This is a genomic window from Actinomycetota bacterium, from assembly GCA_040881665.1.
GTDB lineage: Bacteria > Actinomycetota > UBA4738 > UBA4738 > HRBIN12 > JBBDWR01.
In genome coordinates, this window is the sequence record JBBECT010000004.1 from 434,570 (window position 1) to 458,117 (window position 23,548).

27 protein-coding genes and 1 tRNA gene are annotated in these 23,548 nt (G+C 67.6%); 17 read left to right on the forward strand and 11 right to left on the reverse strand.

The features are described from left to right. Positions 1 to 476: 476 nt before the first annotated feature. Complete coding sequence (locus WEF05_03060; protein MEX1100879.1) at positions 477 to 800, reverse strand: hypothetical protein; 324 nt, start codon at positions 798 to 800, stop codon at positions 477 to 479. A 243-nt stretch (positions 801 to 1,043) separates the two neighbouring features. Between WEF05_03060 and WEF05_03065 the strand changes: the two genes are divergently transcribed. Both WEF05_03065 and WEF05_03070 read left to right on the forward strand, forming a co-directional pair. After that, entirely contained in the window at positions 1,044 to 1,379 is a 336-nt protein-coding gene (locus tag WEF05_03065; GenBank protein ID MEX1100880.1) for a DUF1801 domain-containing protein, read from the forward strand. Between the two features lie 121 nt (positions 1,380 to 1,500). Further along, positions 1,501 to 2,091 carry a hypothetical protein gene (locus tag WEF05_03070; GenBank protein MEX1100881.1) on the forward strand — a complete coding sequence of 197 codons (591 nt, stop codon included), beginning with the start codon at positions 1,501 to 1,503 and terminating at the stop codon, positions 2,089 to 2,091. Between the two features lie 2 nt (positions 2,092 to 2,093). On the opposite strand, the gene WEF05_03075 is transcribed toward WEF05_03070, so the two are convergent. The 5 genes from WEF05_03075 to larB form a co-directional block, all read right to left on the reverse strand. Further along, on the reverse strand, positions 2,094 to 2,720 hold the full coding sequence (locus tag WEF05_03075) for a hypothetical protein (GenBank protein ID MEX1100882.1): 627 nt from the start codon (positions 2,718 to 2,720) through the stop codon (positions 2,094 to 2,096). Positions 2,721 to 2,763: 43 nt separating this feature from the next. Next, entirely contained in the window at positions 2,764 to 4,329 is a 1,566-nt protein-coding gene (locus WEF05_03080; GenBank protein MEX1100883.1) for a HAMP domain-containing sensor histidine kinase, read from the reverse strand. A 44-nt stretch (positions 4,330 to 4,373) separates the two neighbouring features. Continuing rightward, the gene (locus WEF05_03085) at positions 4,374 to 4,946 is read right to left on the reverse strand and encodes a DUF5317 domain-containing protein (GenBank protein ID MEX1100884.1); all 573 of its coding nucleotides are present in this window, start codon (positions 4,944 to 4,946) and stop codon (positions 4,374 to 4,376) included. 357 nt (positions 4,947 to 5,303) lie between these two features. Then, complete coding sequence (gene larC / locus WEF05_03090; GenBank protein MEX1100885.1) at positions 5,304 to 6,569, reverse strand: nickel pincer cofactor biosynthesis protein LarC; 1,266 nt, start codon at positions 6,567 to 6,569, stop codon at positions 5,304 to 5,306. A 4-nt stretch (positions 6,570 to 6,573) separates the two neighbouring features. Next, positions 6,574 to 7,374 (reverse strand): nickel pincer cofactor biosynthesis protein LarB, encoded by an 801-nt coding sequence (gene larB / locus WEF05_03095; protein MEX1100886.1) that lies wholly within the window; start codon positions 7,372 to 7,374, stop codon positions 6,574 to 6,576. Positions 7,375 to 7,434: 60 nt separating this feature from the next. On the opposite strand from larB, the gene WEF05_03100 reads away from it, so the two are divergent. From WEF05_03100 to serS, 3 genes are all read left to right on the forward strand, one after another. Then, complete coding sequence (locus WEF05_03100; GenBank protein MEX1100887.1) at positions 7,435 to 7,935, forward strand: DUF4446 family protein; 501 nt, start codon at positions 7,435 to 7,437, stop codon at positions 7,933 to 7,935. Continuing rightward, a complete protein-coding gene (locus tag WEF05_03105) occupies positions 7,932 to 8,441 on the forward strand; it encodes a polymer-forming cytoskeletal protein (protein MEX1100888.1) in 510 nt (169 codons plus the stop codon). Before WEF05_03100 ends, WEF05_03105 begins: the two co-directional genes overlap by 4 nt. 61 nt (positions 8,442 to 8,502) lie before the next feature. After that, entirely contained in the window at positions 8,503 to 9,771 is a 1,269-nt protein-coding gene (gene serS, locus WEF05_03110; GenBank protein MEX1100889.1) for a serine--tRNA ligase, read from the forward strand. Positions 9,772 to 9,780: 9 nt separating this feature from the next. Here serS and WEF05_03115 read toward each other — a convergent pair whose 3' ends face one another. The 4 genes from WEF05_03115 to WEF05_03130 all read right to left on the reverse strand — a co-directional run bounded on the left by WEF05_03115 (position 9,781) and on the right by WEF05_03130 (position 13,871). Beyond that, positions 9,781 to 10,380 (reverse strand): TetR/AcrR family transcriptional regulator, encoded by a 600-nt coding sequence (locus tag WEF05_03115; protein MEX1100890.1) that lies wholly within the window; start codon positions 10,378 to 10,380, stop codon positions 9,781 to 9,783. Positions 10,381 to 10,649: 269 nt separating this feature from the next. Beyond that, positions 10,650 to 11,210, reverse strand: a complete 561-nt coding sequence (locus WEF05_03120; GenBank protein ID MEX1100891.1) for a hypothetical protein — start codon at positions 11,208 to 11,210, stop codon at positions 10,650 to 10,652. A 61-nt stretch (positions 11,211 to 11,271) separates the two neighbouring features. After that, the gene (locus WEF05_03125) at positions 11,272 to 11,691 is read right to left on the reverse strand and encodes a PAS domain-containing protein (protein ID MEX1100892.1); all 420 of its coding nucleotides are present in this window, start codon (positions 11,689 to 11,691) and stop codon (positions 11,272 to 11,274) included. Continuing rightward, positions 11,634 to 13,871: a PAS domain-containing protein gene (locus tag WEF05_03130; GenBank protein ID MEX1100893.1), complete on the reverse strand. Its 2,238-nt coding sequence runs from the start codon at positions 13,869 to 13,871 to the stop codon at positions 11,634 to 11,636. The genes WEF05_03125 and WEF05_03130 overlap by 58 nt, the downstream gene beginning before the upstream one ends. 168 nt (positions 13,872 to 14,039) lie before the next feature. Here WEF05_03130 and WEF05_03135 point away from each other — a divergent pair, with 168 nt between their 5' ends. From WEF05_03135 to WEF05_03165, 7 genes are all read left to right on the forward strand, one after another. Next, positions 14,040 to 15,839: an ABC transporter substrate-binding protein gene (locus WEF05_03135; protein MEX1100894.1), complete on the forward strand. Its 1,800-nt coding sequence runs from the start codon at positions 14,040 to 14,042 to the stop codon at positions 15,837 to 15,839. A gap of 46 nt (positions 15,840 to 15,885) precedes the next feature. Next, entirely contained in the window at positions 15,886 to 16,863 is a 978-nt protein-coding gene (locus tag WEF05_03140) for an ABC transporter permease (GenBank protein ID MEX1100895.1), read from the forward strand. After that, positions 16,863 to 17,774: an ABC transporter permease gene (locus tag WEF05_03145; GenBank protein ID MEX1100896.1), complete on the forward strand. Its 912-nt coding sequence runs from the start codon at positions 16,863 to 16,865 to the stop codon at positions 17,772 to 17,774. Before WEF05_03140 ends, WEF05_03145 begins: the two co-directional genes overlap by 1 nt. After that, entirely contained in the window at positions 17,771 to 18,754 is a 984-nt protein-coding gene (locus tag WEF05_03150; protein ID MEX1100897.1) for an ABC transporter ATP-binding protein, read from the forward strand. The genes WEF05_03145 and WEF05_03150 overlap by 4 nt, the downstream gene beginning before the upstream one ends. 32 nt (positions 18,755 to 18,786) lie before the next feature. Beyond that, positions 18,787 to 19,758: an ABC transporter ATP-binding protein gene (locus WEF05_03155; GenBank protein MEX1100898.1), complete on the forward strand. Its 972-nt coding sequence runs from the start codon at positions 18,787 to 18,789 to the stop codon at positions 19,756 to 19,758. Positions 19,759 to 19,767: 9 nt separating this feature from the next. Next, positions 19,768 to 19,854 (forward strand) — tRNA-Ser (locus WEF05_03160). A gap of 59 nt (positions 19,855 to 19,913) precedes the next feature. Then, positions 19,914 to 20,837, forward strand: coding sequence for an IS481 family transposase (locus tag WEF05_03165; GenBank protein MEX1100899.1), 924 nt, complete (start codon positions 19,914 to 19,916; stop codon positions 20,835 to 20,837). A 10-nt stretch (positions 20,838 to 20,847) separates the two neighbouring features. On the opposite strand, the gene WEF05_03170 is transcribed toward WEF05_03165, so the two are convergent. Next, positions 20,848 to 21,204 (reverse strand): hypothetical protein, encoded by a 357-nt coding sequence (locus WEF05_03170; GenBank protein MEX1100900.1) that lies wholly within the window; start codon positions 21,202 to 21,204, stop codon positions 20,848 to 20,850. Positions 21,205 to 21,759: 555 nt separating this feature from the next. On the opposite strand from WEF05_03170, the gene WEF05_03175 reads away from it, so the two are divergent. The 5 genes from WEF05_03175 to WEF05_03195 all read left to right on the forward strand — a co-directional run bounded on the left by WEF05_03175 (position 21,760) and on the right by WEF05_03195 (position 23,521). Beyond that, entirely contained in the window at positions 21,760 to 22,269 is a 510-nt protein-coding gene (locus WEF05_03175) for a DinB family protein (protein ID MEX1100901.1), read from the forward strand. 103 nt (positions 22,270 to 22,372) lie between these two features. Next, the gene (locus WEF05_03180) at positions 22,373 to 22,537 is read left to right on the forward strand and encodes a hypothetical protein (protein ID MEX1100902.1); all 165 of its coding nucleotides are present in this window, start codon (positions 22,373 to 22,375) and stop codon (positions 22,535 to 22,537) included. Beyond that, a complete protein-coding gene (locus WEF05_03185; protein ID MEX1100903.1) occupies positions 22,534 to 23,073 on the forward strand; it encodes a hypothetical protein in 540 nt (179 codons plus the stop codon). The genes WEF05_03180 and WEF05_03185 overlap by 4 nt, the downstream gene beginning before the upstream one ends. Continuing rightward, positions 23,073 to 23,345, forward strand: coding sequence for a hypothetical protein (locus tag WEF05_03190; GenBank protein ID MEX1100904.1), 273 nt, complete (start codon positions 23,073 to 23,075; stop codon positions 23,343 to 23,345). Before WEF05_03185 ends, WEF05_03190 begins: the two co-directional genes overlap by 1 nt. Next, positions 23,342 to 23,521, forward strand: a complete 180-nt coding sequence (locus WEF05_03195) for a YetF domain-containing protein (protein ID MEX1100905.1) — start codon at positions 23,342 to 23,344, stop codon at positions 23,519 to 23,521. The genes WEF05_03190 and WEF05_03195 overlap by 4 nt, the downstream gene beginning before the upstream one ends. The last annotated feature ends 27 nt before the right edge of the window (positions 23,522 to 23,548 follow it).

Genomic DNA, 23,548 nt, shown 5'->3' on the forward strand with positions numbered 1-23,548 from the left:
CCGTGAGTAGTTCCTGGAAGGACCACGCCCTGATCGGCCGTCGTGCAAGGAGGCAAAGAAGGGAAAAGTCTTGCGGCGCCAAGTGAAGGACCTTCCCCTGCCACCGCGCTTCATGACGGGCGAGGTCTACCACGAGCTCGTCCAGTCCCTGATGGCTGGTGTCGCGGGTGTTCCGCTGCATGTCCGCCCTCGAACCCCCGATGCTCAATGGGTGGCTGCGGGCACCTTTCACGCGCAGAGTATGGCACCTGTTCGCGGGTTGGTATCGGGCAATTGGGCGCTGCCCTGTCGGTCTACGCGCAAACAACCCAGGGCACCGTGGTGACGATGTCGGTGGCGCACGGTTGGGGAGTACTTGGAGGTCTGGATCGCCCAAGCACCTCTCTGCCGTGGAGTTCCCACATCCACCTCCCTCAGAATTACAACTATCAATCCTGGCAGATCACCCTTGGATTAGTAGTTCGGTCGGACCCTACTCACCCCCAAGCTGCTCGAGGAGCGGCACAGCTGTATCGGCCCCCGGGAGTGATGCGGCGATCATGGCGCCGAATGTCGACCTCATCGCAGACGAGGAGATCAGGCGACCACTCGTCGGTCAACTCCAGAATGCGGGTGACCCGGCTGCGCGCCTCGCGCCTACAGTAGAAGTCGCGAAGAACACGGAACTCGCGTTCCATGTCGAACTCGATCAGCGAGGTGATCGTGCCGTCGTCCTCGCGGGATCCTGTTGGCGAGGCGAGCAGGGGGAACCCGAGTGCCTCGGCGACTGCCGTGCCGGAACGACGACCCGCGAACGCCACGGTGTGACCGGCCGCCCTGACGGCGTCGGCTATGTTGACGAGAGGATCCGCGTGACCGCTCCCGCCCGCGAAGGTGAACAAGACCCGCGCGATTCGGCTTCCTCCATCCTCAGCTGCGGAGCCCTCTCAGGAGTTCGGGGCTCCTACCGGCGCTCCACCTTAGGATGACTCCCTGGGCGATCGTCTCGATGGAAGAAGAAGGGGGCTGGCGTCGTGGGCGCACCGACCAGCGTTGAGGATTACATGGCGTCGATCCCGGCGGAGCCGCGCGGGGCTCTGGAGAAGCTCCGGACGACGATCAAGGCCGCCGCGCCCGACGCGACCGAGGCGATCAGCTACCAGATGCCCGCGTTCAAGGATCACGGTAGCTTCCTCGTGTCCTACGCCGCGTTCAAGGATCACTGCAGCCTGTTCCCTGCGAGCGATGCGGTCATGCAGGAGCTCGGCGACGAGTTGAAGCCCTACGTCGCCGGGAAGGGAACGATCCGCTTCCACGCGGACAAGCCCCTGCCCGCCGCGCTGGTGAAGAAGGTCGTCAAGATACGGCTCGCGGAGAACGCAGCGATCCGAGATCGCTGAGGACACGGCCGTCGGGCGGGTGAGTCGGTCTCCCAGTTGCCTCCCGGCAGCGCTCTGGACTTGCTTCGCAGCTCCCGAGTAGGGTCGCGGCAGGTTCTTCGAGCGGGCGATCGAGGCGAACATGCGCAGGCACTTCAGGATCACGATCGGGATGGTGATCGTCGCCGGCTTCCTCGCCGTTCCCACGGCGGCACAGGCCGCGGGCGAGTTCTGTACGGGTCACGTGACCACGATCTTCGGAACGAACGGGCCGGATTCCCCGGCAACGGGATTCGTGGGAACGTCGGGCGACGACGTGATGTTCGCCTTCCGTGGCGACGACGTCGTTCTCGGCGCGGCCGGTGACGACCAGCTCTGCGGATCCAAGGGAGACGACGAGATCGACGGTCAGGACGGTCACGACGGGCTCTACGGTGGCGACGACGACGACACGATCCGCGGGGGCGCGGGCCGCGACGTGATCTACGGCCTCGGCGACAACGACGTCGTCGGTGGAGGTCGGGGAGTCGACTACGTCGACGGCGGGTCCGGTGCCGATCGGGTGCGGGGAGGTTCCCACGCAGACGCTCTGTACGGTGGCACCGGCGACGACGTGCTGAACGCGATCGGGGGCGGCGCCGATCAGGTCTTCGGAGACGGTGGCGCCGACACCTGCCGTGTCGACGCGCTCGACACGTACGAGAGCTGCGAGTTCGTCGAACTCGTCGCTTGACCTCAGGGTGCGGGCGGAGCATCGATGCCGACCGCAACAGCGCGAACCGACATCGCGGCGTCGAGGCGTCGGAGGCGTTCCCCCTCGGATCGTTGGCGCCACCAGCCGAACGCGCAGCAGCCGAGCCCCGCGAGGACGAGCAGGGCGCCCCCGACCTTCACGATCGCGGCGATCGAGCCCGCGGCACCGAGCGCGTCGAGGCGTCCCAGCACGAACGCCCAGTCGTGGTGACCCCCGATCAGCTCGAGCTGCTGGATCGGGGCGTCCGCGATGTAGACGGATGCGTCCACCGCGCTCGTCCCGGCCCACGCCAGGCACACCGCACCGGAGGCGGCGTCGCTGCGGAGCCACACGAAATAGATGCCGAGGCCCAGTGGGACCGCGATCTGGGTGATCGACCCCATCGCCGCGGTCCACAGATCGGGCAGCGGATAGGTGAGTAGGTGGCCGAGCTCGTGGAACCCGAGATCCACGAGGCCGAGCAAGGGAACGCGAGTGTCGCGGACGAGCGGGAACCACGCCAGGAACAGGCACGCGCCGGCCGCGGCGACCCACTTCCACGTGTCCGACCACGTGGTCGCGGTGGGCGTGGAGCGAGCGAGGGCGGTCGGGGTCCGGGCGACGTTCATCCCTCCAGGTATCGACCGGAGGGGGCCGGGCGTTGACCCCGCCTCAGCCGACGGCAGAGCTGTCGGTCGAGGTGTCTTCCTCCGTCGCCATCGGGTGCTGGCGCGGGATCCGCACCGTGAACGTGCTCCCCTGGTCGGGGATGCTGTCGACATCGATCTTGCCGCCGAGGTGCTTGAGCAAGTCGGCCACCAGCGACAGGCCGAGCCCGGCGCCGCGGAAGGTTCGCGTCGACGAGGAGTCGACCTGATAGAAGCGATCGAAGATCCGGTCCACCTTCTCGGCGGGGATCCCGATCCCATGGTCGCGCACCCAGAACATGACGCCGTCCCCGTCGGCTCGCGCGCCCAGCTCGCACGGCGTCCCGTCGGGGGAGTACTTCAGGGCGTTGTCGATCAGGTTCGACACCACGCGCGAGAGCAGCTGGCGGTCGGTGTGCAGCACCGGCAGGTCGGTCGGAACGTCGACGATCACGCGGCTCGCTTCGCCCGACAGCCCCTCGACGACCTCGCGGCTGACGTCCTCGAACAGCACGCGCTGGATCGATAGCGGCAGTTCCCGGCTCTCCAGCCGTGAAGCTGTCAACAGGTTCTCGACCAGGCGCAGCAGCCGGTCGCCCTGACGTTCCATCCGTTCCAGGAACTCCTGGCGCAGCATCGCGTCCTCGGCAAACTCGCCCTGTTGGAGCGTCTTCGCGTACCCGATCAGCGCGGTCACCGGCGTCCGTAGCTCGTGGGAGACGACGGCGACGAACTCTCCCTTCATCCGGTTGAGCTCGCGCAGCTCGTCGACGGTCTCGACCTCCTTCTGGAGCAGCTGTTCCAGGCGCTCGGCCTGCTCCTGGAGCAGCTCGTTTCGTTCGGCGAGCTGGTCGGCGAGGGCGCGGCTGCGGAAGTACATCTGCCGGGCGAACACGAGCGGTGCGAGGAAGGCCACGACGGGCCACGCGCCCTCGAGCTCGTAGAACTGTGCGATCACGACGCCGAACAGTCCGAGCCCGAGGTAGGAGACGAGGAACTCCCACGGTCGCGCGCCGTGCATCCGCTCGATGACCTTGACCACGCTCGTGCGTTCGCGCAGCGACACGACGATCGCGACGACGGTCGCGTTCGTCGCGTAGGCGACGAGGGTCGCAGCCATCGCGGCGGGGAAGTCCCAGTACCAGGGGCCTTCATCGGGACGCAGCAGGTAGAACACCGCGCTACCCAGGATCACCGACAGCGCGACCTGGAATCGGTTCGAGAGGGCGTTGACCAGCCCGACCTCGCCGCGGAGTTCACGAGGGTCGATCGAGCCGAGCAACGCGATCAATCCCGCGACCGGAGGTGTGAAAGTGATCGCCACGGCGATGAGGATCGGGAACGAGAGCGAGAGTTGCATCCCGGCCCAGGCATTGACCGGGATCACGTCGACCGCAGTCACGGTCAGCGCGAAGAAGACGATCGACGTGAGCTGCAGATCGGCGCTATCGGTGCGAAGGAGCGCCACGATCATCCAGGCGCCCGTTACGAAGATCACCAAGAACTGCGCGATGCCCTCGACGAGCTTCAGGCGTTCGGCCGACATGGAGTGCCGTGACGTCTGGTTCTCTGCGCCCACCGTCGTGTCCACCGATGGTTCCTCGCCTGCGGGGGTGGTAGTGCTCCGCCGCCGACTCATCGCTCGACTCCGTCTCCCGGTCCGGATGGGGCAAGCTCCGCGTGTGGCGCGACCACGGGATGGCGCATCGCGGAGACGACGAAGATCCCCGCACCGACCCACATCACCAAGTCTCCGATGCTGATCGCCTGTTTGACCGGCGGCGGCACCGGGATCCAGTCGCTGAGCACGAGAAGCACGTCGTTGTCGGTGGCGATGTGATGCTTCGTCTGATCCATGGAGTTCAGGATGGCGATCGTGTCGCGCTGTCCGGATTCCTCGAGGGCATACCTCGTTACCGGCATACCGAAATTGGCCGTGATCACGACAGCGTTCATCGTGATCCCCACGAACACCAGCGCGAACCCAGACAACCGGACGTTGACGAGCGCAAACACGACGAGCATCGCGAATGAGGCGATCAAGAGGGGAACGAGGATCGGTCCGGGAACCGGACCGACCTGCAGCAGCAACCCCGCCACGGCGAGACCCCACCAGCGGAACCGCGTCGTGCTCAGCCCGGACAGACGTCCGCCGAACGCGTATCCCGCGACGACGCACGTGGTGATAACGATGAGCAGCGCTCGCATCCTGCGCTGACCTCGATCCTGGCCGATGAGCCCCGAACCGCCCGGGGCAGACGGAGATTCCGCCTGAATGGCGTATCGGGAGGCAACGCTACGCCCTTTACCCCGGCCGAACCGGGCCCACTCGGGGGACCCCTTAAAGGCTGAGGGCCGATTTGCCGATAGCGGCTGAGAGTGCCGCCTTGGAAAGGAGGGTGATGCCAATGAAGCGGTATCGCCGCTTGGTGGCTTCACTCGGAGGTCTCGCGGTCTTTCTCTTGGCTGCAGGGGCTCCCTGGAAGTGGTGAAGCTCTGAGGTAGGTACGCGACGCGCCGTCGTCGGTCCGGTGTCCGTGAGCACCGGGTCGAGGCGGCCGTCGTTCATCCGGAGCGATCGGGAGGACCGTCCGGCGAGCCGTTTCCCGGGCCGGGCCCGGCGGAGTCGTCGCCGAGCGCCTCGGAGGCCAGACGCATCGCCTCGTCGTGGATCTGCCGCGCCGGGACTCCGCCCTCCCGCGCGACGCGCGCCACGTCGTCGTACTCGGGAGCGGTCCGAACGACGCGCCCGTCGAGCACCCCGATCTTCACCCGGACGGTCCCCGCGCTCGTCGCGACCTCGATCGACCGGCGTTCGAGCACCCGCTTGTCCACCGGGGTGGAGCGCACGCCGAGGGTTCCGGTCTCGAGGAACAGCAGACGCGTGAGGTCCTCCTCGAGCTCGGAGGAGCACAGCACCGAGACCGTCACGGCAGCGCGACCTTTCTTCATCACGATCGGGGTACACCACGCGTCCTGCGCTCCCGCCCCGAGTGCGCTCTCCACCGTCGCCGCGATCAGTTCCGGCGAGAGATCGTCGACGTTGGTCTCCAGTACCACCTCGCGCGATCGGCCGGGTCCCGCGATCCCATGACCGTGACGTGCTCCCGCGCCGGTCGCCTCCTCGCCGAGGAGCACGCGCAGGACGTTGGGGAAGTCGAGCTGTCGGGTTCCGGCTCCGTACCCGGACGCATCCACCCGCATCGACGGCAGGTCACCGTAGCCCTCGACCGTCGCCGCGAGGATCGCCGCCCCGGTCGGCGTCGTCAGCTCGACCGGGACGCCGCGTGAATACAGGGGAACGCCGCGCAGCAGCTCGACGACCGCCGGCGCCGGGATCGGGAGCATGCCGTGATCGACCCGCACGAGTCCCATCCCGGTCGGCACCGCCGAGCTGAAGATCCGATCGGCGCCGAGATCGGTGAGCGCGAGCGCGACCCCGACGATGTCGACGATCGAGTCGACGGCGCCGACTTCGTGGAACGTGACGAGCTCGACCTCCTTGTTGTGGACCCGCGCCTCCGCCTCGGCGAGCCGGCGGAAGATGCGCTGGGCGAGCGCGCGGGCCGGCTCCGGGAGGTCGGCGGCATCGAGCACCTGCCGGATGCTCGCGTAGGTGCGGATCACCTCGCTCGCGGGCGTCTCGACGATCGCCCGCGTCGCGCCGATCCCGTCGGCCTCGACCTGCTCGAACGAGAGCTCGAACGGTTCGATCGGAAGCGCGTTCAACCGGTCGCGGATCGTGTCGCCGTCCGCGCCGGCGTCGACGAGCGCACCGAGTGCCATGTCCCCGGAGATCCCCGCGATGCAGTCGAAGTAGAGGAGCCGCACGGGGTCAGTCCGTCGAGCCGGCCCGGGAGCTCCGGGCGCGCGCGGTCCGCACGATCCGGTGCGCGACCTGGGCGGCTCCGAACCCGTTGTCGATGTTGACCACGGCGATGCCGGGTGCGCACGAGGACAGCATCCCGAGCAGGGCCGCCAGACCCTCGAACGACGCGCCGTAGCCCACGCTCGTAGGAACTGCGACGACGGGCGCCGATGTGAGGCCGCCGATCACCGACGGGAGCGCTCCTTCCATCCCGGCGACGACGATGACGGCGTCGGCCGCGTCGAACGCACCACGGTGTTCGAGGACCCGGTGCACGCCGGCGACCCCGACATCGGTGATCCGTTCGACCTCGTGGCCGAGCGCCTCCGCGGCGACGGACGCTTCCTCGGCGACCGGCAGGTCGGAGGTTCCGGCCGTCACGACGACGAGCCGTCCCCGGGACCCGGGAGCGACCTGGGCGGAACGGATCACCCACAGACCGGAGCGCTCGGCGTGCCGGGCGTCCGGGAACGCCGTCGACAGCGCCTCGGCGTGGGTGGCGTCGGCGCGTGTTACGAGCACCGCGCCGCCGCCGCGAGCCGCGAGCGCCCGGGCCGCGTCGACGACCTGCCGGGGGGTCTTCCCCTGGGCGAGGACCGCTTCTGCGGCGCCGGTCCGCAGCTCCCGATGGTGGTCGATCCGCAGGTCGTCGAGTGCCTCGTAGGGCAGATCGCGGAGCCGTTCGAGCGCCTCGTCGGCCGGGAGCTGCCCGGTCGCGACGTCGTCGAGCAGCTCGGTCAGCGCACGTTCGTCCACGATGTCGGCCATCGTATACGATGCCCATTCGCGAACAGCCTGGTCACACCCCATAGACAGCAACACCCATCCATGACCCTGCCGAACGAAACCCTCGTGATCCTCGTCCTCGTCAGCCTCGGGCTGAACGCGATCGCGTTGATCGCGCTGCTGTTCGGTTCGATGGCTCGCCGCCGCCGTGAAGCCCAACCGGTGGATCCGCAGGCACTGGACCCGACGGTCCGCGGGATATTCGAGGACCATCTCCATTCGATCAAGCGACTCGAGGGCGCAGCGCGTTCGCTCCACAAGAAGGATCTCGACCTCGAGGAGCTGCTCCATGCGTCCGTCCGGCGCGTCGGTCTCGTGCGCTACGACGCGTTCGAGGACGTCGGCGGACGTCTTTCGTTCTCGGCGGCGATGCTCGACGATGCGGGTAACGGCATGGTCCTGACCTCGATCAACGGCCGGCAGGACACGCGCGTGTACGCGAAACCGGTCCAAGCGGGCGAGAGTCCCTATAACCTCTCGGTCGAGGAGGCCGAGGCGATCCGTCAAGGGGTCTCCGGACCCCGCGAGGCGGTGAAGGCATGACGATCTTCAAGCGCGACGAGGTCGAGGACGTGCGGCACCCGGCCGGAGAGACGGGCGAGAGCCAAGCGGAGCAGCGTGGAGCCGCGGAGCGGCCCTCGCGACGGGAGGTGCGTCGGATGGAGCAGAGCGGCGAGGTGACGGTCATCGGTGGCGGAGCGAAGCTCGAGGGAACGATCGTGTCGGCCGGGTCTCTCCGGGTCGACGGTCAGGTCAAGGGACAGATCCAGGCCGACGGCGACGTCATGCTGAGTTCGGGCAGTCGCGTCGAGGCGGATGTGACGGCCGCGAGCGTGTCGGTCGCCGGCTCGTTGCGCGGCACCGTCACGGTCACCGGGCGCGCCGAGCTGAAGAGTGGTGGCCGCGTCGAAGGCAACATCTCGTCCGCGAGCCTCGTGGTCGAGGAGGGCGCGATCTTCGACGGGCAGAGCACGATGCAGCGCAAGGGTCAGCCGACGCCGGGAGAGCGATCGTCGGGCGAGCAACGCAAAGAGGTCTCCGTCCCCTGACGTCGGCCGGCTCTCGCAGCGCCCGCCGGACACCGACTTTCGCCCGGAGGGAGCACGCCGCATGCTCGACCTGAAAGCACTCCGAGACGACCCTGTCCCGTTCCGCGCGGGGCTCGCGCGACGCGGGATGGCCGATGTCGTCGACGAGCTTCTCGCGCTCGACGAGCGCCGCCGTTCGCTGACCACCGAGGTCGACCGGCTTCGCGCCGACCGGAACAAGGGATCGAAGGCGATCGGCGGAGCGCAGGGCGACCAGAAGCAGCAGCTGATCGCCGAGGTCGCGCAGGTCTCCGCGCGGCTGAAGGGGCTCGAGCCCGAGCTCACCGAGGTCGAGGAGCAGCTCCGGGCGATGCTCGGCCGCACCCCGAATCTTCCTCACGAGAGTGTGCCCGACGGAGGCGAGGACGACGCCGTCGAGGTCGGTCGCCACGGCGAGGTGCCCACGTTCGACTTCGAGGTGCGTGACCATGTCGCGCTCGGCGAGTTGCTCGGAGTGCTCGATACCGATCGTGCGGGGCGGACGAGCGGCTCGCGGTTCGTGTACCTGCTCGGCGATCTGGTGCTGGTCCAGTTCGCGCTTGTCCAGCACGCGCTGTCGATCGCGATGCGCGAGGGCTTCGTCCCCGTGATCCCGCCGGTCATGGTGCGCGAGGAGGCGATGTACGGCACGGGGTTCTTCCCCGGGGACGAGAGCCAGCTCTACGCCACCCGCGACGACGACCTGTACCTGGTGGGAACCAGTGAGGTGCCGCTTGCCGCCTTCCACATGGGTGAGATCCTCGATGAGGCCGAGCTCCCGCTGCGCTATTCGGGCTACTCGACGTGCTTCCGTCGCGAGGCCGGCACCTACGGCAAGGACACGGGTGGGATGTTTCGTGTCCACCAGTTCGACAAGGTCGAGATGTTCAGCTTCACCACGCCCGAGGAGTCGTGGAACGAACACGAGCGGATCCTCGCGATAGAGGAAGAGATCATGGGCAACCTCGGTCTGCACTTCCGCGTGGTGAACATCGCGATCGGCGACCTCGGTGCTCCCGCGGCCAAGAAGTACGACATCGAGGGTTGGCTGCCGGGTCAGGACGCCTATCGGGAGCTCACCTCGTGTTCGAACTGCACGGACTACCAGGCGCGCCGCCTGCAGACGCGCGTGCGCCGGCCCGACGGGTCGATAGAGGTGGTGCACACCCTGAACGGAACGGCGACGGCCGTCGGCCGGACCCTGATCGCCCTCCTCGAGAACGGTCAGCGTGCGGACGGATCGGTCGCGATGCCCGAAGCGTTGTGGCCGTGGCTGCCCGGATCGGCTCGCGAGCTCACGCCCAAGGGCTGAGCCTGTCGGTCAGGCGCGTTCGAGCTCGCGCGCGATCGCGCGCCGAGCTTCGATCAGGGCGTGGGTCCTCGAGGTCGGTGTCACCCGGAGAACGATCCTGAGCGCCAGTCCGTCCAAGGTCGTCAGGATGCGCTCGGCCGCCGGAGAGAGCGGGCCGTCGTCGAACTGTCGCGGTTGTTGACCGGAGGCCTCGAGGAGCAGGGCTCCGAGCGATCGACGGCGCGCGTCATCGCGGAGGACGAGAGGGCGGATCGTGGGCTCGTAGTTGATCGGTCGAGCCACCTCCAGCAGGAGTTGCCATCGGAGATCTCGCGGTCCTTCCGGGAGGTAGTCGTCGATGAACCTCCGCAAGCGATCCATCGGGGCCGCGATGGTCCGACCGTCGCGGTCGCTGGCGTTGCTGGTTCGGTCGTCGATCGCGATGAGGGTATCCAGCAGAAGGTCCTGCTTGGAGCGGAAGTAGTGCTGCACATGTCCCGGACTCATCTCGGCCCGTGCTGCGATGTCACGGAATCCCGTGTTCTTCACACCGCGGTAGCGGAGCATCTCCTCGGCGGCTCGAAGGATGTGCCATCGGCGCGCGTGACCCCACTCGGTGTGTGCCGGCACGGTACGGCTCCTCAGTCCTGGAACGGCGGGGAGAGGACGTGCGGATCGTAGCAGCAGGGTCCGACATCCACGTGTGTGCCAGCTGGTCGCGCGAGTGGTCGCGCAGGTGGTCGCGCACGCCCGAGATCGCGATCACACCCTGGTGCCTCGGGCCCGAAGGTGTCACGCAAGCTAGTACGCGGTACTAGGACCGCGTACTAGGACCGCGTACGAGCCTACGGCAGACCCACCCGCTCCCTGTCTGGGGCACCGCCACCATCCCGGGGCGCTCAGACGCCGGGAGTCGCGATCCAGGCGAGATCGACCGAAGCCGTCAGTCCTTGCGCCGCGTTCGTATGCTGCAGGGTCGCGACGATCCGATACGTGTGCGCCTCGCCTGCCGTCCACGTTCCCGTCGGGTCGGGGAGCGCCGTCGACGGCGTCCGCGGCAACCCACCGAGCGGCCCCTCGTACACCACCACCCGCGCGTCGCGCACGACCCGGACCTGGACGAAGTCCTCCAGGCCGGTTCCCTCGACCGTCGCGTACAGGCCGACGATCGCGGCGTCGCCGAGCACCCGGACCTGGACCGATTCGGCTGCGGTAGCTCCCGCACCCGCATCCGCGAAGGAAAGGTCTCCCCGAGCGTGGGCGAAGATGCCCGGTTCCCGGGCGAAGCCGGCTCCTCCGCCGGTCGCGCCCGGATCTCCGGCCGCAGCCAGGTTCGCGATCGCCAGGGGGCCCAAAGCGCCCACGACCAGCGCCGACAGGGCGAACCGACGCAGCAGCGCAGTCGGCCGAAGACGGGGCCGGAGGGTGATGCGTTCGAAAGTCACGGCAGCAGTAGCCAAGGCGGAGCCTCCTACCTAGAGAATCGGCTGTACCCGATTCCGGGTAGATGGCCCGTTCTACCTAATCGCGGGTAGGGGGGGCTACCGTCTTTCGGTCGGAACCGCCCGGGATCGAGCCGCCGAGCGCACCACCACCCTGCTCGCGCTGGAGCCGAGGGGTGATGTCGATCGCGATCCCGTGCCAGAAACGGGGCCGGCCCTCATCGTCACGGATCAGGGTGGCCCGGCTCTGGAGCCACACGATCGAGCCGTCCTTCGCGATCGCCCGGTACTCATGCGAGAAGGGCGAGCCGGTCCGCGAGGATCGGCGATCCTCCTCGGCGAACCCCGGCCAGTCGTCGGGGTGGATCAACCGCTGCAGATGGTTGGGCTCGGAGACGAGCTCGTCGGAGCTGTAGCCGAGCACCTCCTGGACCTGCGGGCTCACGAACACCACGCGGCTGATCGTCGGATCCGTGGCGTCGACCGCTTCGACGTACACGATCGCGGGGATCTGCTCGACCAGCGTTCGGTAGCGTTCCTCCGCTTCGAGGATCTGCCGCTCGTACTGCTTCCGTTCGGTGATGTCGAAGAACACGCCCTGGAACAGCCACGGCCCCCGTCCACGCCGCGCTCGACGAGCAGCGACTGGTCCATCACCCAGACGACGCGTCCGTCCTTCGCCAGGTACCGGTACTCCATCGCGAACGGTTCCCCGGTCTCCTCGCACCGGCCGGTTCCTCGGATCACCGCGTCGCGGTCGTCGGGATGGACGCGCTCGCGCCAGAACCCCGCACGCGCGGTCCACTCGGCCACCGTGTAGCCGAGCACCGAAGCGAGCTGGGGACTGATGTAGCCGACGGGGCTGGCTGCGCCGTCCGAACCGGCCTCCCAGACGTAGGCGACCGCCCCGGGGATCTGCTCGAGCAGCGCGCGCTGGCGATCCTCCGCCGCCCGGACCCGGTCCTCGGCCTGCTTGCGTTCGGTCACGTCGATCATGACGGCGTTGAACAGCTTCGGGCGGCCGTCGTCGGAGCGTTCCAGCAGCGCTGCTCGCTCACGCACCCACACGACGCGTCCGTCCTTGTGGAGGTAGCGCACCTCGAGGTCGTAGGGCTCGCCCGTGCGCTCGGATCGACGCGTCGCCGCGAGCATGAGGTCGTAGTCGTCGGGATGCACGCGCGACAGGTAGAAGTCGCCATCATGCCATTCCTGCACCGTGTAACCGAGGAGCTGTTCGATCGCGGGACTCGTGTACGCATCGGCGAACGTGCTCGTCGGATCGACCTCCCAGATGTAGGCGACCGCCCCGGGGATCTGTTCGACCAGTCCGCGGTACTTCGCCTCGGCTCTGCGCAAGCGGGTCTCGGTCGCCTTCCGTTCGGCGATCTCGAGCATCATCATCTCGTTCGCGTCCTCGAGGCTCGTCGTGCGCTCGCGCACCCGGAGGTCGAGCTCGTCGCGGGCGGTACGCAGTCCTTGTTCCGCGAGCTTCTGATCGGTGATGTCGAGACGGACGCCCTGCCACAGTTGCGGTCGCCCTTCCTCGTCGCGCACGAGCGTCGCATCGTCGCGGAACCACACCACGCGTCCGTCGTCGGCGATCAGGCGGTACTCCTCGGCGAATCTCCCGCCGGTTTCGTTCGCACGGTCGTAGGCGTCGAGCACGCGCTCCCGGTCGTCGTGGTGGAGCAGCTCCATCCAGATGTCGGGTTGGTCGAGCCACTCCTGACGGGTGTAGCCGAGCAGGCGTTCGACGTGCGGACTCACGTACAGGGTCGATCCGTCGCCGTCCGGAGCCAGGATGTAGACCACCGCGGGGATGTTCTCCACGAGCGCGCGGTACATCGCCTCGGACTCGTGCAGCCGCTGCTCCCGGATCTTCCGGTCGGAAACGTCGGATGCGAGCCCCTGCCGATAGCGCGTCGTCCCCGCACCGTCGCGCAGTCCGACGCTCCGGTCCTTGATCCAGATCCGTGTTCCATCGGCCCGCAAGAACTGGTACTCGTGTTCGAGACGCTCGCCGGTGGCACTCGCCGCCTTCCAGCGCTCCAGAGCGGTGTCGGCTCCCTCGCCCACGACGCGAGAGGCCCACAGGGTCGGATCGTCCTGGAACGCCGAGACAGGGAACCCCGTGACGTCCTCGATCGAGGGGCTGACGTAGATCGTTTCCGGCGGCCCGTCGACCGAGACGAGGTAGACGCCCGCCGGGATCTGCTCCACGAGGGCCCGGTATCGCTCCTCGCTCTCGCGTTGCGCCTCCTGCGCGAGCTTCTGCGCGGTGATGTCGAGCAGGACACCGTGCCACAGCCGGGCCCCGGCGCCGTCGGGGAGGATCGAAGCCCGGTCGTGGACCCATACGACCTCGCCGCTGCGGTGCACGAGCCGGTACTCGATGTGCCAGGGCTGGTCGGTGTCGTCCACGCGCCGGCTCTCGGCCAGCACCCGGTCGAGGTCGTCGGGATGGATCGTGCGCTCCCAGAGGTGGGGGTCGGCCATCCACTCCTCCGGGGTGTAGCCGGACAGGCGTTCGATCTGCGGACTGACGTGGAGGCACGGGAGGTCGGGCGACCCCGGTGGGATCACGTAGGTGACCGCGGGGATCTGCTCGACGAGGGCCCGGTAACGGGCATCGAACGAGCGATCGCCCTGCTCGGCGGGGCCGGGGGAGACGTCCGACATGGTTCCGCAGCCTACCGGGGCGGCCCGCCGGGGTCGAGATGAGCCCGGCGCCCGGACCGAACGTGTGCCTGGACTTTCGACGCTCGACCCTGTAATCATCCGGCCGATCGGCGGCAGATTCGAACATCGAACGGCCCGGGCTCGTCCGGGGAGCGGAGGGAGCGCACGATGATGGAGTTGCGTCGGATGTGGGTGGCACTGGTCACAGGCCTGGTGCTTGCGGCGGGGCTCCTCGGCTCGGCGGCGAGCGCCCAGGAGGAGAGTCCCTCCGCGGCACCCTCCGGCGGCGACGAGCCCGTCGTCTTCACGATCGGCGACACCCGAGAGATCCGCAACGTGAACCCGATCTCCCAGGTCAACGCGATCGACGGGTTCGTGTACTCGTTCATGTACGAGACGCTGATCGACTACGCCCAGAAAGACCTCGCACCGGTCCCCGGACTCGCCGAGAGCTGGACCCAGAGTGAGGACGGTCTGACCTGGACGTTCAAGCTCCGCGAGGGTCTCGAGTGGAGCGATGGAGAACCCCTGACCGCCCACGACTTCGCGTGGTTCGCGAACTTCGTCGTCGACGAGAACGTCGGCGAGTACATCGACGACTTCCCCTTCACCGACAGCATCACCGCGCCGGACGACACGACGATCATCTGGAAGACGACCCGGCCGACCGTTCAGCCCGGGCTGCCGGGCAAGCTCGTGTTGCCCGAGCACGTCTGGGGCGACATGACGAAGAAGGAAGTGCTCGAGTTCCCGAACGTCGACAACCCGGTCGTGTCGGGACCGTTCACGATCGCTGAGTGGGAGAAGGGCCAGTTCCTGCGGATGACACGCAACCCGAACTGGTACAAGGGCCAGCCACACATCGACGAGCTCATCTTCCGGCAGTTCGGGACCGCGGAGGCCGTCGTCCAAGGTCTCCAACGTGGCACGGTCGACTTCGCCGAGTACATCCCCGCGGCGCTCTTCGCCACCCTGGAGGACGATCCGAACGTCGAGACCCACGTCGGGGGAGCGGCGACATTCGTCAACCTGAACTTCAACGTCTACGAGGGCGACAAGGAGAGCACCGGACATCCCGCGTTGCTCGATGTGAACGTCCGACGAGCGATCGCGCACGCGATCGACAAGCAGAAGCTGATCGATGTCGCCGTGAACGGCTATGCCATCCCGGGCACGACGGTCATCATGCCGGCGTTCGCCCAGTGGCACTACGAACCGACCGCCGAGGAGATGATCCCCTTCGACATCGCCGAGGCGAACGCGATCCTCGACGAGGCCGGCTACGAGGACACCGACGGCGACGGGATCCGTGAAGACCCCGATGGCCAGCCCCTCGAACTGCGCCTCCTCTCGGACGGGAGCGATCCCGGGTCGGCGAAGATGGTTCCGTTCATCAAGGGCTGGCTCCAGCAGATCGGTATCGACACGAAGACGAGCGCGGTGACGAGTGGCGCGATCCTCGACCGGTACTACGACCTCGACTTCGACATGTACATCTATGGATGGTCCGCCGCCCCGGACCCGGACTTCATGCTGTCGACCTTCACGACCGACCAGTGTCTGATCTGGAGCGACACGTGCTACTCGAATGAGGAATACGACGCGCTCTACAAGGAGCAGCAGAAGGCGTACAAGATCGATGAGCGCAAGGAGCTCGTCGACGAACTACAGCGTCACCTGTACGAGAATGTGCCGGAGATGGTCCTGTACTACGACAACGACCTCGAGGCGTATCGCAGCGATCGATGGACGGGGTTCGTCGAGAATCCGTCTCCCGACGGCTACCTGATGTATCAGTTCTCTCCGTACTCCGCGTTGTCGATCCGACCGGTCGAGGGCAACGTCGGCACGGCGGCCGAGGCGGAAGGCGGCGTCGCCGGGGTGGTCTGGGTCGCCATCGCGGCCGGGGTGATCGTGCTGATCGGTGCAACCGTTCTGGTTCGTCGCAGGCGAGAGGAACGGGACTGACGGCTCGGTCGCGACGCGGACCGATGGGTGAGGGACGGCGCCGGCGGTGAGCGGCCGCGGGTACGCCCTCAAGAAAGTCGGTCAGGCCGCGTTCACGATCGTGTTCGTCGTCTCCTTCAACTTCTTCCTGTTCCGCATCATGCCCAGCGATCCTGTCGCGATCCTCACCCGCATCGAGGGCAAGCAGCTCAGCGACACGGAACGGCAGGAGAAGATCGCCGAGCTGGGACTCGACAAGCCGCTCGTTCCGCAGTTCTTCGACTATATGGGGGACCTCGCCCAGGGTGACCTGGGGACGTCGTTGATCTACGCGGCGCCGGTGACGAGCGTGTTCATGGAGTTCCTCTGGCCGACCCTGTTACTCGTCGGTGTCTCCACCGTATTCACGGTTGCGATCGGGCTCTACATGGGCATCCGCGGGGGATGGCGACGCGGGAGCCCGGGTGATCTGACCTCGATGGGGTTCTCGCTCGTCCTGTATTCGATGCCGGAGTTTTGGCTCGGGATGATGCTGCTCACCTTGTTCGCGACGACGCTCGGTTGGTTCCCGCAGGGTGGGTTCCGTTCGACCGACACGGGTGTCACGGGGATGGCCGCGGTCGTCGACGTCCTGAACCATCTGTTCCTTCCCGCGCTGACGCTCACGCTGGCCTACCTGGGTGAGTACTACATCCTGATGCGATCGTCGCTTCTCGACGTGCTCGGTGAGGAGTACATCACGACGGTTCGCGCGAAGGGCATCCGGGAGAACCAGGTGCTGTGGCGGCACGCGGTGCGCAACGCGCTGTTGCCCACGGTGACGCTCGTCGCGCTCAGCTTCGGCTTCGTGATCGGCGGTGCCTTGACCGTCGAGATCGTGTTCAGCTACCCGGGCGTGGGCAACCTGACGTTGCAGGCGCTCGACGCGCAGGACTACCAACTGCTCCAAGGCATGTTCCTGTTCTTCAGTCTCGCAGTCGTGCTGGCCAACCTCGGCGCCGACCTGATCTACGGCCGTCTCGACCCGAGGGTCCGCGAGGCCTGATGGCGACGGCCACCGCTCCCGCCCGCTCGTCGAAGGAGCTCGCGTGGTCGCGTCGTCGGGCGACCGTTCGGCGGGTGTGGGCCACCTTCCGTACGAGCAAGATGGGGATGGGCGGTCTCGCGATCCTGGTTCTGGCCGTGTTCGTGGCGGTCTTCGCCCCGTTCCTTGCCGACTACTCGGATCTGGACCCGACACGGATCGACGGCCCGATCCTGTCACCGCCGAGTTGGGCGTACCCGTTCGGCACCGACAACCTCGGGCGCTCGGTGCTGTCGCTGGTGATCTGGGGATCGCGTATCTCCTTGATGGTGGGCCTGCTCGCGACCGTTGTGTCGATGGTGATCGGATCGGGGATCGGGATCATCGCCGGCTACCGAGGGGGGTTCACCGACTCGGCGTTGATGCGTCTGACCGATTGGTTCCTCGTGATCCCCTGGCTGGCGCTGGCGATCACCTTGGCCGCGATCCTCGGGCAGTCGCTGCTGATCATCACGCTCGTGATCGGACTGACGTCGTGGGCGGGGACTGCGAGGCTCGTGCGCGCACAAGTGTTGTCGGTCCGTGAGCGGCTGTACGTCGAGCGCGCGCGCGGGCTCGGCGCGAAGCAACGGCATCTGATCGGGCACCACGTGCTGCCGAACGTGTTCCCGGTGATCTTCGCGAACACGATCCTCACCGTTGCCCTCGCGATCCTGTCCGAGTCGACGTTGTCGTTCCTCGGACTCGGCGACCCGGCCCGGATCTCGTGGGGTGCCATCCTCGAGAACGCGTTCGCGGAGGGGGCGTCGACCCTCGGCGCCTGGTGGTGGCTGGCGGCGCCGGGTGTAGCGATCGTCCTCGTGACCCTCGGGTTCACGATGTGCGGGTACGCGCTCGACGAGATCATCAACCCGAGGCTGCGCGGCCGATGAGCATCCTCGAGGTCGCCGAGCTTGCCGTCACCTACATCACCGAGGGCGGGGACGTTCCAGCCGTGCGCGGCGTCGACCTCCGGATCGAACCGGGCGAGGTGCTCGGGCTCGCCGGGGAGTCCGGTTGCGGCAAGTCCACGATGGGTCTCGCGCTGTTGCGACTGCTCCCCGACGGAACGAAGGTCAGCGGCCGGGTCCAGCTCGACGGGCGGGACGTCCTGGCGATGTCGAAGAGCGAGGTTCGTGCCGTGCGGTGGTCGCAGGCGTCGATCGTGTTCCAGGGGGCGATGCACTCCCTGGACCCGGTGATCCGCGTGGGAGACCAGATCGCCGAGGCGATGATCGCGCACGGGAGCCAGGACGGGCGCCGCGCGATCACCGCCCGGGTGAGCGAGCTGCTCGAACAGGTCGGGATCCCCGCGCGCCGCGCGCGGGACTTCCCCCACGAGTTCTCCGGCGGGCAGCGCCAGCGGGTGATGATCGCGATGGCGCTCGCGTGCGAACCCAAGCTCGTGATCGCCGACGAGCCGACCACCGCACTCGACGTGATGGTGCAGGCTCAGGTGCTCCGGTTGCTGAACGACCTGCAGCGCGATCTGGGGCTGGCGATGCTGTTCATCACCCACGATCTCTCGGTGCTCACCGAGGTCTCGGACCGGCTCGCGATCATGTACGCGGGCCGCATCGTCGAGGAGGGTCCGGCGCGCGAGGTTTTCGAATCCCCGCAGCATCCCTACACACGCGCGCTCGCGGCGGCGTTCCCGAAGATCGGGGACGAACGGTTCGTCGGCCGGCCCGCGGGTCTCGGGGGCGATCCCCCCGATCCGCGGGAGCTGCCGGCCGGCTGCACGTTCGCGCCCCGCTGCCCCGAGGTGTTCGATCGGTGCGTCCAGGTCGACCCGCCACTGTTCGCGGCGGGCGAAGGTCGCCGCTCGGCCTGCCTGCTCGTCGAGGACGCGTCGGTCGAGGGTGCCAGGTGAGCGGTCCGCTGCTGGAGGTGCGCGATCTGCACGTGACGTTCCGCTCGCGGACCGGATTCGTGGGCGGCCTGCTCGGCCGGAAGCCCGTGGCCGCCCGTGCGGTCGACGGCGTCTCGCTCGAGATCGGGGAGGGAGAGATCCTCGCGCTCGCGGGCGAGTCCGGGTGCGGCAAGACGACGCTGGCGCGCGCGATCATGGGCTTCGTCCGGCCCGAGTCGGGCGAGATCCGCTTCGATGGGGAACCGCTCGGCACCAGCGGTCGCGACCTGCGGGAGCACCGCCGGCAGGTGCAGATGATCTACCAGGACCCGTCCGGTGCATTGAACCCGCGACAGACCGTCTACGACGCGGTCGCCGAGGGCGTGCGGATCCACGACATGGAGGGCGACGAGGAACGGCGCGTCGCGGACGCGATGTCCCGCGCGGGCCTGCGCCCTCCCGAGCGCTCGTTCCTGTCGTACCCGCACGAGTTGTCCGGTGGTCAACGCCAGCGCGTCGTGATCGCGGGCGCGCTCGCGCTCGAGCCGCGGCTGATCGTCGCCGACGAGCCGGTCTCGAACCTGGACGCGTCGGTGCGCGGGGAGATCCTCCGCCTGCTGCTGCAGCTGCGCGACGACGCGAAGATCAGCCTGATGATCGTCACCCACGACCTCGGTCTCGCCTGGACCGTCGCGGACCGCGTCGCGGTGATGTACCTGGGCCGGATCGTCGAGGTGGGTCCGACGCGGTCGCTGCTGACCCGTCCGCTGCACCCCTACACGCAGGCGCTGCTCGCCGCGGTTCCCGAAACGGGCGGTCTCGATCGTCCCTTCCTCCAGGGGGAGCCTCCCGACCCCACGCGGATCCCCTCGGGGTGCCGGTTCCATCCGCGGTGCCCAGCGCTCGCCGACGGCCGCGCCGCCGCAGCGGGTGTGGCAGGGGCGTGCGAGAAGGACGACCTCACGCTCGTCGAACTCGAACCCGGCCACCACGTGGCGTGCCATCTCGCTGCGACCGAGCACTAGACTCGCCGCGGGAGGATGGCCGAGCGGACGAAGGCGACGGTCTTGAAAACCGTTAGCGGGGCAACTCGCTCGTGGGTTCGAATCCCACTCCTCCCGCTGTCTAGAACTGACGGACATCGTGTACACATCGGGTTCTCTCGGAGAAGGGGGAACCGATGACCGAGCGGGAGCTGTCCAGGGCGGCCGCCAGGCGACTGGCGATCATCCGCCATGCCGAGGAGGTCAGCGGCAACGTCGCGTTGACGTGTCGCTATTACGGGATCTCGCGAACGCTCTTCTATGCGTGGCGTCGCCGCTACGAGGAACTCGGGATGGACGGACTGCGCCCGCGTTCACGCCGGCCGCACACGAGCCCGAATGCGACCAGCGGTGAGGTGATCGGCAAGATCGTTCACCTGCGCACGAACTATCACTTCGGGCCGGCCAAGATCTCCATGTACCTCAAGCGCTACCACGACCTGCAGGTGAGCACCTCAGGGGTGTGGCGGATCCTCAAGCGCCTGGAGATGAACCGGCTGCCGGCCTCTCAGCGCTACAAGCGCCACGTCGATCGGTGGAAGCGCTATGAGAAGCCTCAGCCTGGGCACCGCGTGCAGATCGACGTCAAGTTCGTTGCCCCGCTGAAGGGCTCACGCCGCAAGCACTACCAGTTCACCGCGATCGACGACTGCACCCGGATCCGAGTATTGCGGATCTACGACCGGCTCAACCAAAAGACCGCGATCCAGTTCGTCGACTACGTGCTGGAGAAGCTCCCGTTCGCCGTCGAGGTGATCCAGACCGACAACGGCGCGGAGTTCGCCTCGCAGTTCCACTACCACGTACTGGATGCAGGGATCGGTCACGTCTACATCAAGCCGGCGACGCCGCGGCTGAACGGCAAGGTGGAACGATCCCACCGGATCGATCAGGAGGAGTTCTACCGGATGCTCGAGGGGGTGGTGATCGACGACACGGAGCTGTTCAACGATCGGCTGAAGGAGTGGGAGGACTTCTACAACTACAACCGACCCCACGGGGGTCTCGGGGGTCAGACCCCATATGAAAGACTGAGGGAGAAGACGACGAGCCCGGTGTAAACGAACACCGTCAGTCGCACACCACACCTCCCGCTCCGGCTCGTGAGCGAGTGGCTCCTCGGCCCTCAGCTAACAGAATCAAGGCACAGATCCCGGCTGCTCCCACAGCGATCCAGAAGGGGCGGCGGACCTTCGGCTCGTCCGCGAGATAACCGATGATCAGCAAGGCGCTCAGCATGACTGTGCCGAGCGCGCCGAGCGCCGCTGGTCGCGACAACCAGCCTGACAGCACGATCCCCATCGCGAACGGACCCCCGAACACCAGGAAGAATCCTCCGATCTCCGTCGTCTGCCATCCGAAGCGCGCATCGGCCGTCAGGAACGGGATGGAGGTTGCGACCACGAGTCCGAGTGCGACTGTGACCACCTTGACCCACGTTGGCCCGGTGGGGCCGGTCAGGTGCCGACGGATCACCACTACCAGGCACGCGATGACCCGTGATACCCATCGCGACTCCCAATCCAGCGGCAAGCAGCCGCAACGGCATCAAGCCGATGTCCGGGTAGCCACCGGTGGTCCCGAAGAAGGCTCCCCAGTGCTTGGTCGCATAGATCCCCCAGCCGCAGAGCTGTGCGGCGAGAACGAGCGAGGCACCGGAACACGCGGCGATGAGAGTTTCGACGCGGGGGAACAACAGGAGCATCAGCCCGGCGGCGAAGAGTCCGGCGAGCACGAACCACGTGTAGGTGGGATAGACGGTCGGTGACGAGAGCTGCGACGCGTCGCCGTGGATGCCGAGGACGACGGCCGAAGGAGCACAGGCTACAAGGACGATCCCCCCGACGATCCTGCTCGCCCGTTGGCGCGCGGTGTCGTCTTGGTCGAGTTCGACGCTGGCCGTCATGCTGCGATCATAGGCGTACCCCCTGCCCCGCGGTAGGTCTCGTCCCGAGTGCGATCGGGGTCTGCTACGGTCGACCGATGAGCGGGTCGGTGCTGGAGGACGCGTTCGCGCACCACGTCTGGGCAACGCTGCAGTTGCTCGATGCGTGTCTCGCGCTCAGTCCACAGCAGCTGGAAACCGCTGTCCCCGGGACGTACGGGTCGATCCTCGCGACGCATCGACACCTGATCGGGGCGGACTCGGGCTACCTGTTCGTGATGAGTGGCGAGTGCATCCCCGAGATCGACGAGGGTCACATGGACCTGCGCGAGCTGCGGGCCGTGATCGAGAGGAACGGTGCCGTCTGGGCCGAACTCCTGGAGGACGACCCCGATCCGGCCGCCGTCTTGTCGAGGCGTCGCGACGACGGGTCGGAAACCCAAGCTCCGATAAGCATCCGGCTCTCGCAGGTCCTCCACCACGGGACCGACCATCGGAGCCAGATCTGCACCGTCCTCACGACGCTCGGGGTGGAACCGCCACTCATCGATGTCTGGGACTTCGCCTGGCGGGATGATCGTCTCGTCGAAGTACCGCCGACGTCCTGACCACGACCCGTCGGGAGCCGTGGTGGGGAAGAGCGTTTCCGCGCTCGCACGGTCGGGTAGGTCCTCTGGGAAGTCTCTTCAGGCGAAGGATCGGAGGCACGGAATGGGTCTCGTCATCGTTCTCCTGCTGCTCGCGTTGATCGTGGGTGGCATCGGGCTCGTCGTGGAAGGTCTCTTCTGGCTGCTCATCATCGCGGGTGCCCTCCTGGTCGCAGGTGCGATCGCGGGCTGGATGAGCCGCAGCTCGGGCACACGCACCACGATGTGAGCGAACCGCCAGGGGTAGCCATGTCGTGGTCCACCGTCCCCACGGATCTCGATCTGCGGAGGCTGCACGTTTCGCGTGCCATCCGCCGGGTCGGGATCATCCTGCTCGTCGTGCTCGTCGGCGTCGGTGCGACCGGCTGGCTCGGGGTCAAGAGCGGAGCCGTCTCGGCGTCGGCCGCGGGAACGGGGCTCGACGTCCGGTTCGCCCGCGTCGCTCGTCCCGGGCTCGCGGCACCGCTGGTGATCGATGTCCGCCGCGATGGAGGGTTCGCCGGCCGAGACGTCGTCGTCGAGATCTCGACGTCCTACCTCGCCGCGTTCGACTGGAACACGATGTTCCCCGATCCCCTCGATCAAGTGCGAGAGGGCGATCGGCTGGTGCTGACGTTCCCCGCCCCCGAGGCTGATCGGTTGCGGATCACGCTCGATGCGCGGCTCAGCCCCTCGGTCCAAGCCGGCTTCGACGGAACCGTGGCCGTCCGCGAGGCAGGCGAGAGGATCGTGGCGGTTGCCTTCCGGACGGAGGTGATGCCCTGATGGAGGTCGTGATCCGCGCGCTCGTCGTGTACGTGTTCCTGATCCTGGTGATGCGTGCCCTCGGCAAGCGAGAGCTCACCGGTATGACCGCGTTCGATCTCGTGCTGCTGATCGTGATGGGTGACCTCGTGCAGCAAGGGATCACCCAGGAGGACATGTCGCTCACGGGTGCGTTCCTCGCGGTCGGAAGATCGCCGTGCTGCTGGCCGCGATGTCCTACCTGCAGTTCCGATGGCCGCGGCTCCGCGTCACGACGGAGGGTTCCCCGGTGATCGTCGTCCGCGACGGCGAACCGGACTTGGAACGCATCCGTACGGAGCGACTCACGATCGAGGACGTGAACGATGCCGCCCGCGAGCACGGGATCGGCGATCTCGCCGACGTGCGGTTCGCCGTCCTGGAGGCGGATGGGAAGTTCTCGTTCGTAAAGCGGGCCGACGCAGCCTGAGCTGCGGATCCCCCGGTCCCTCGACGC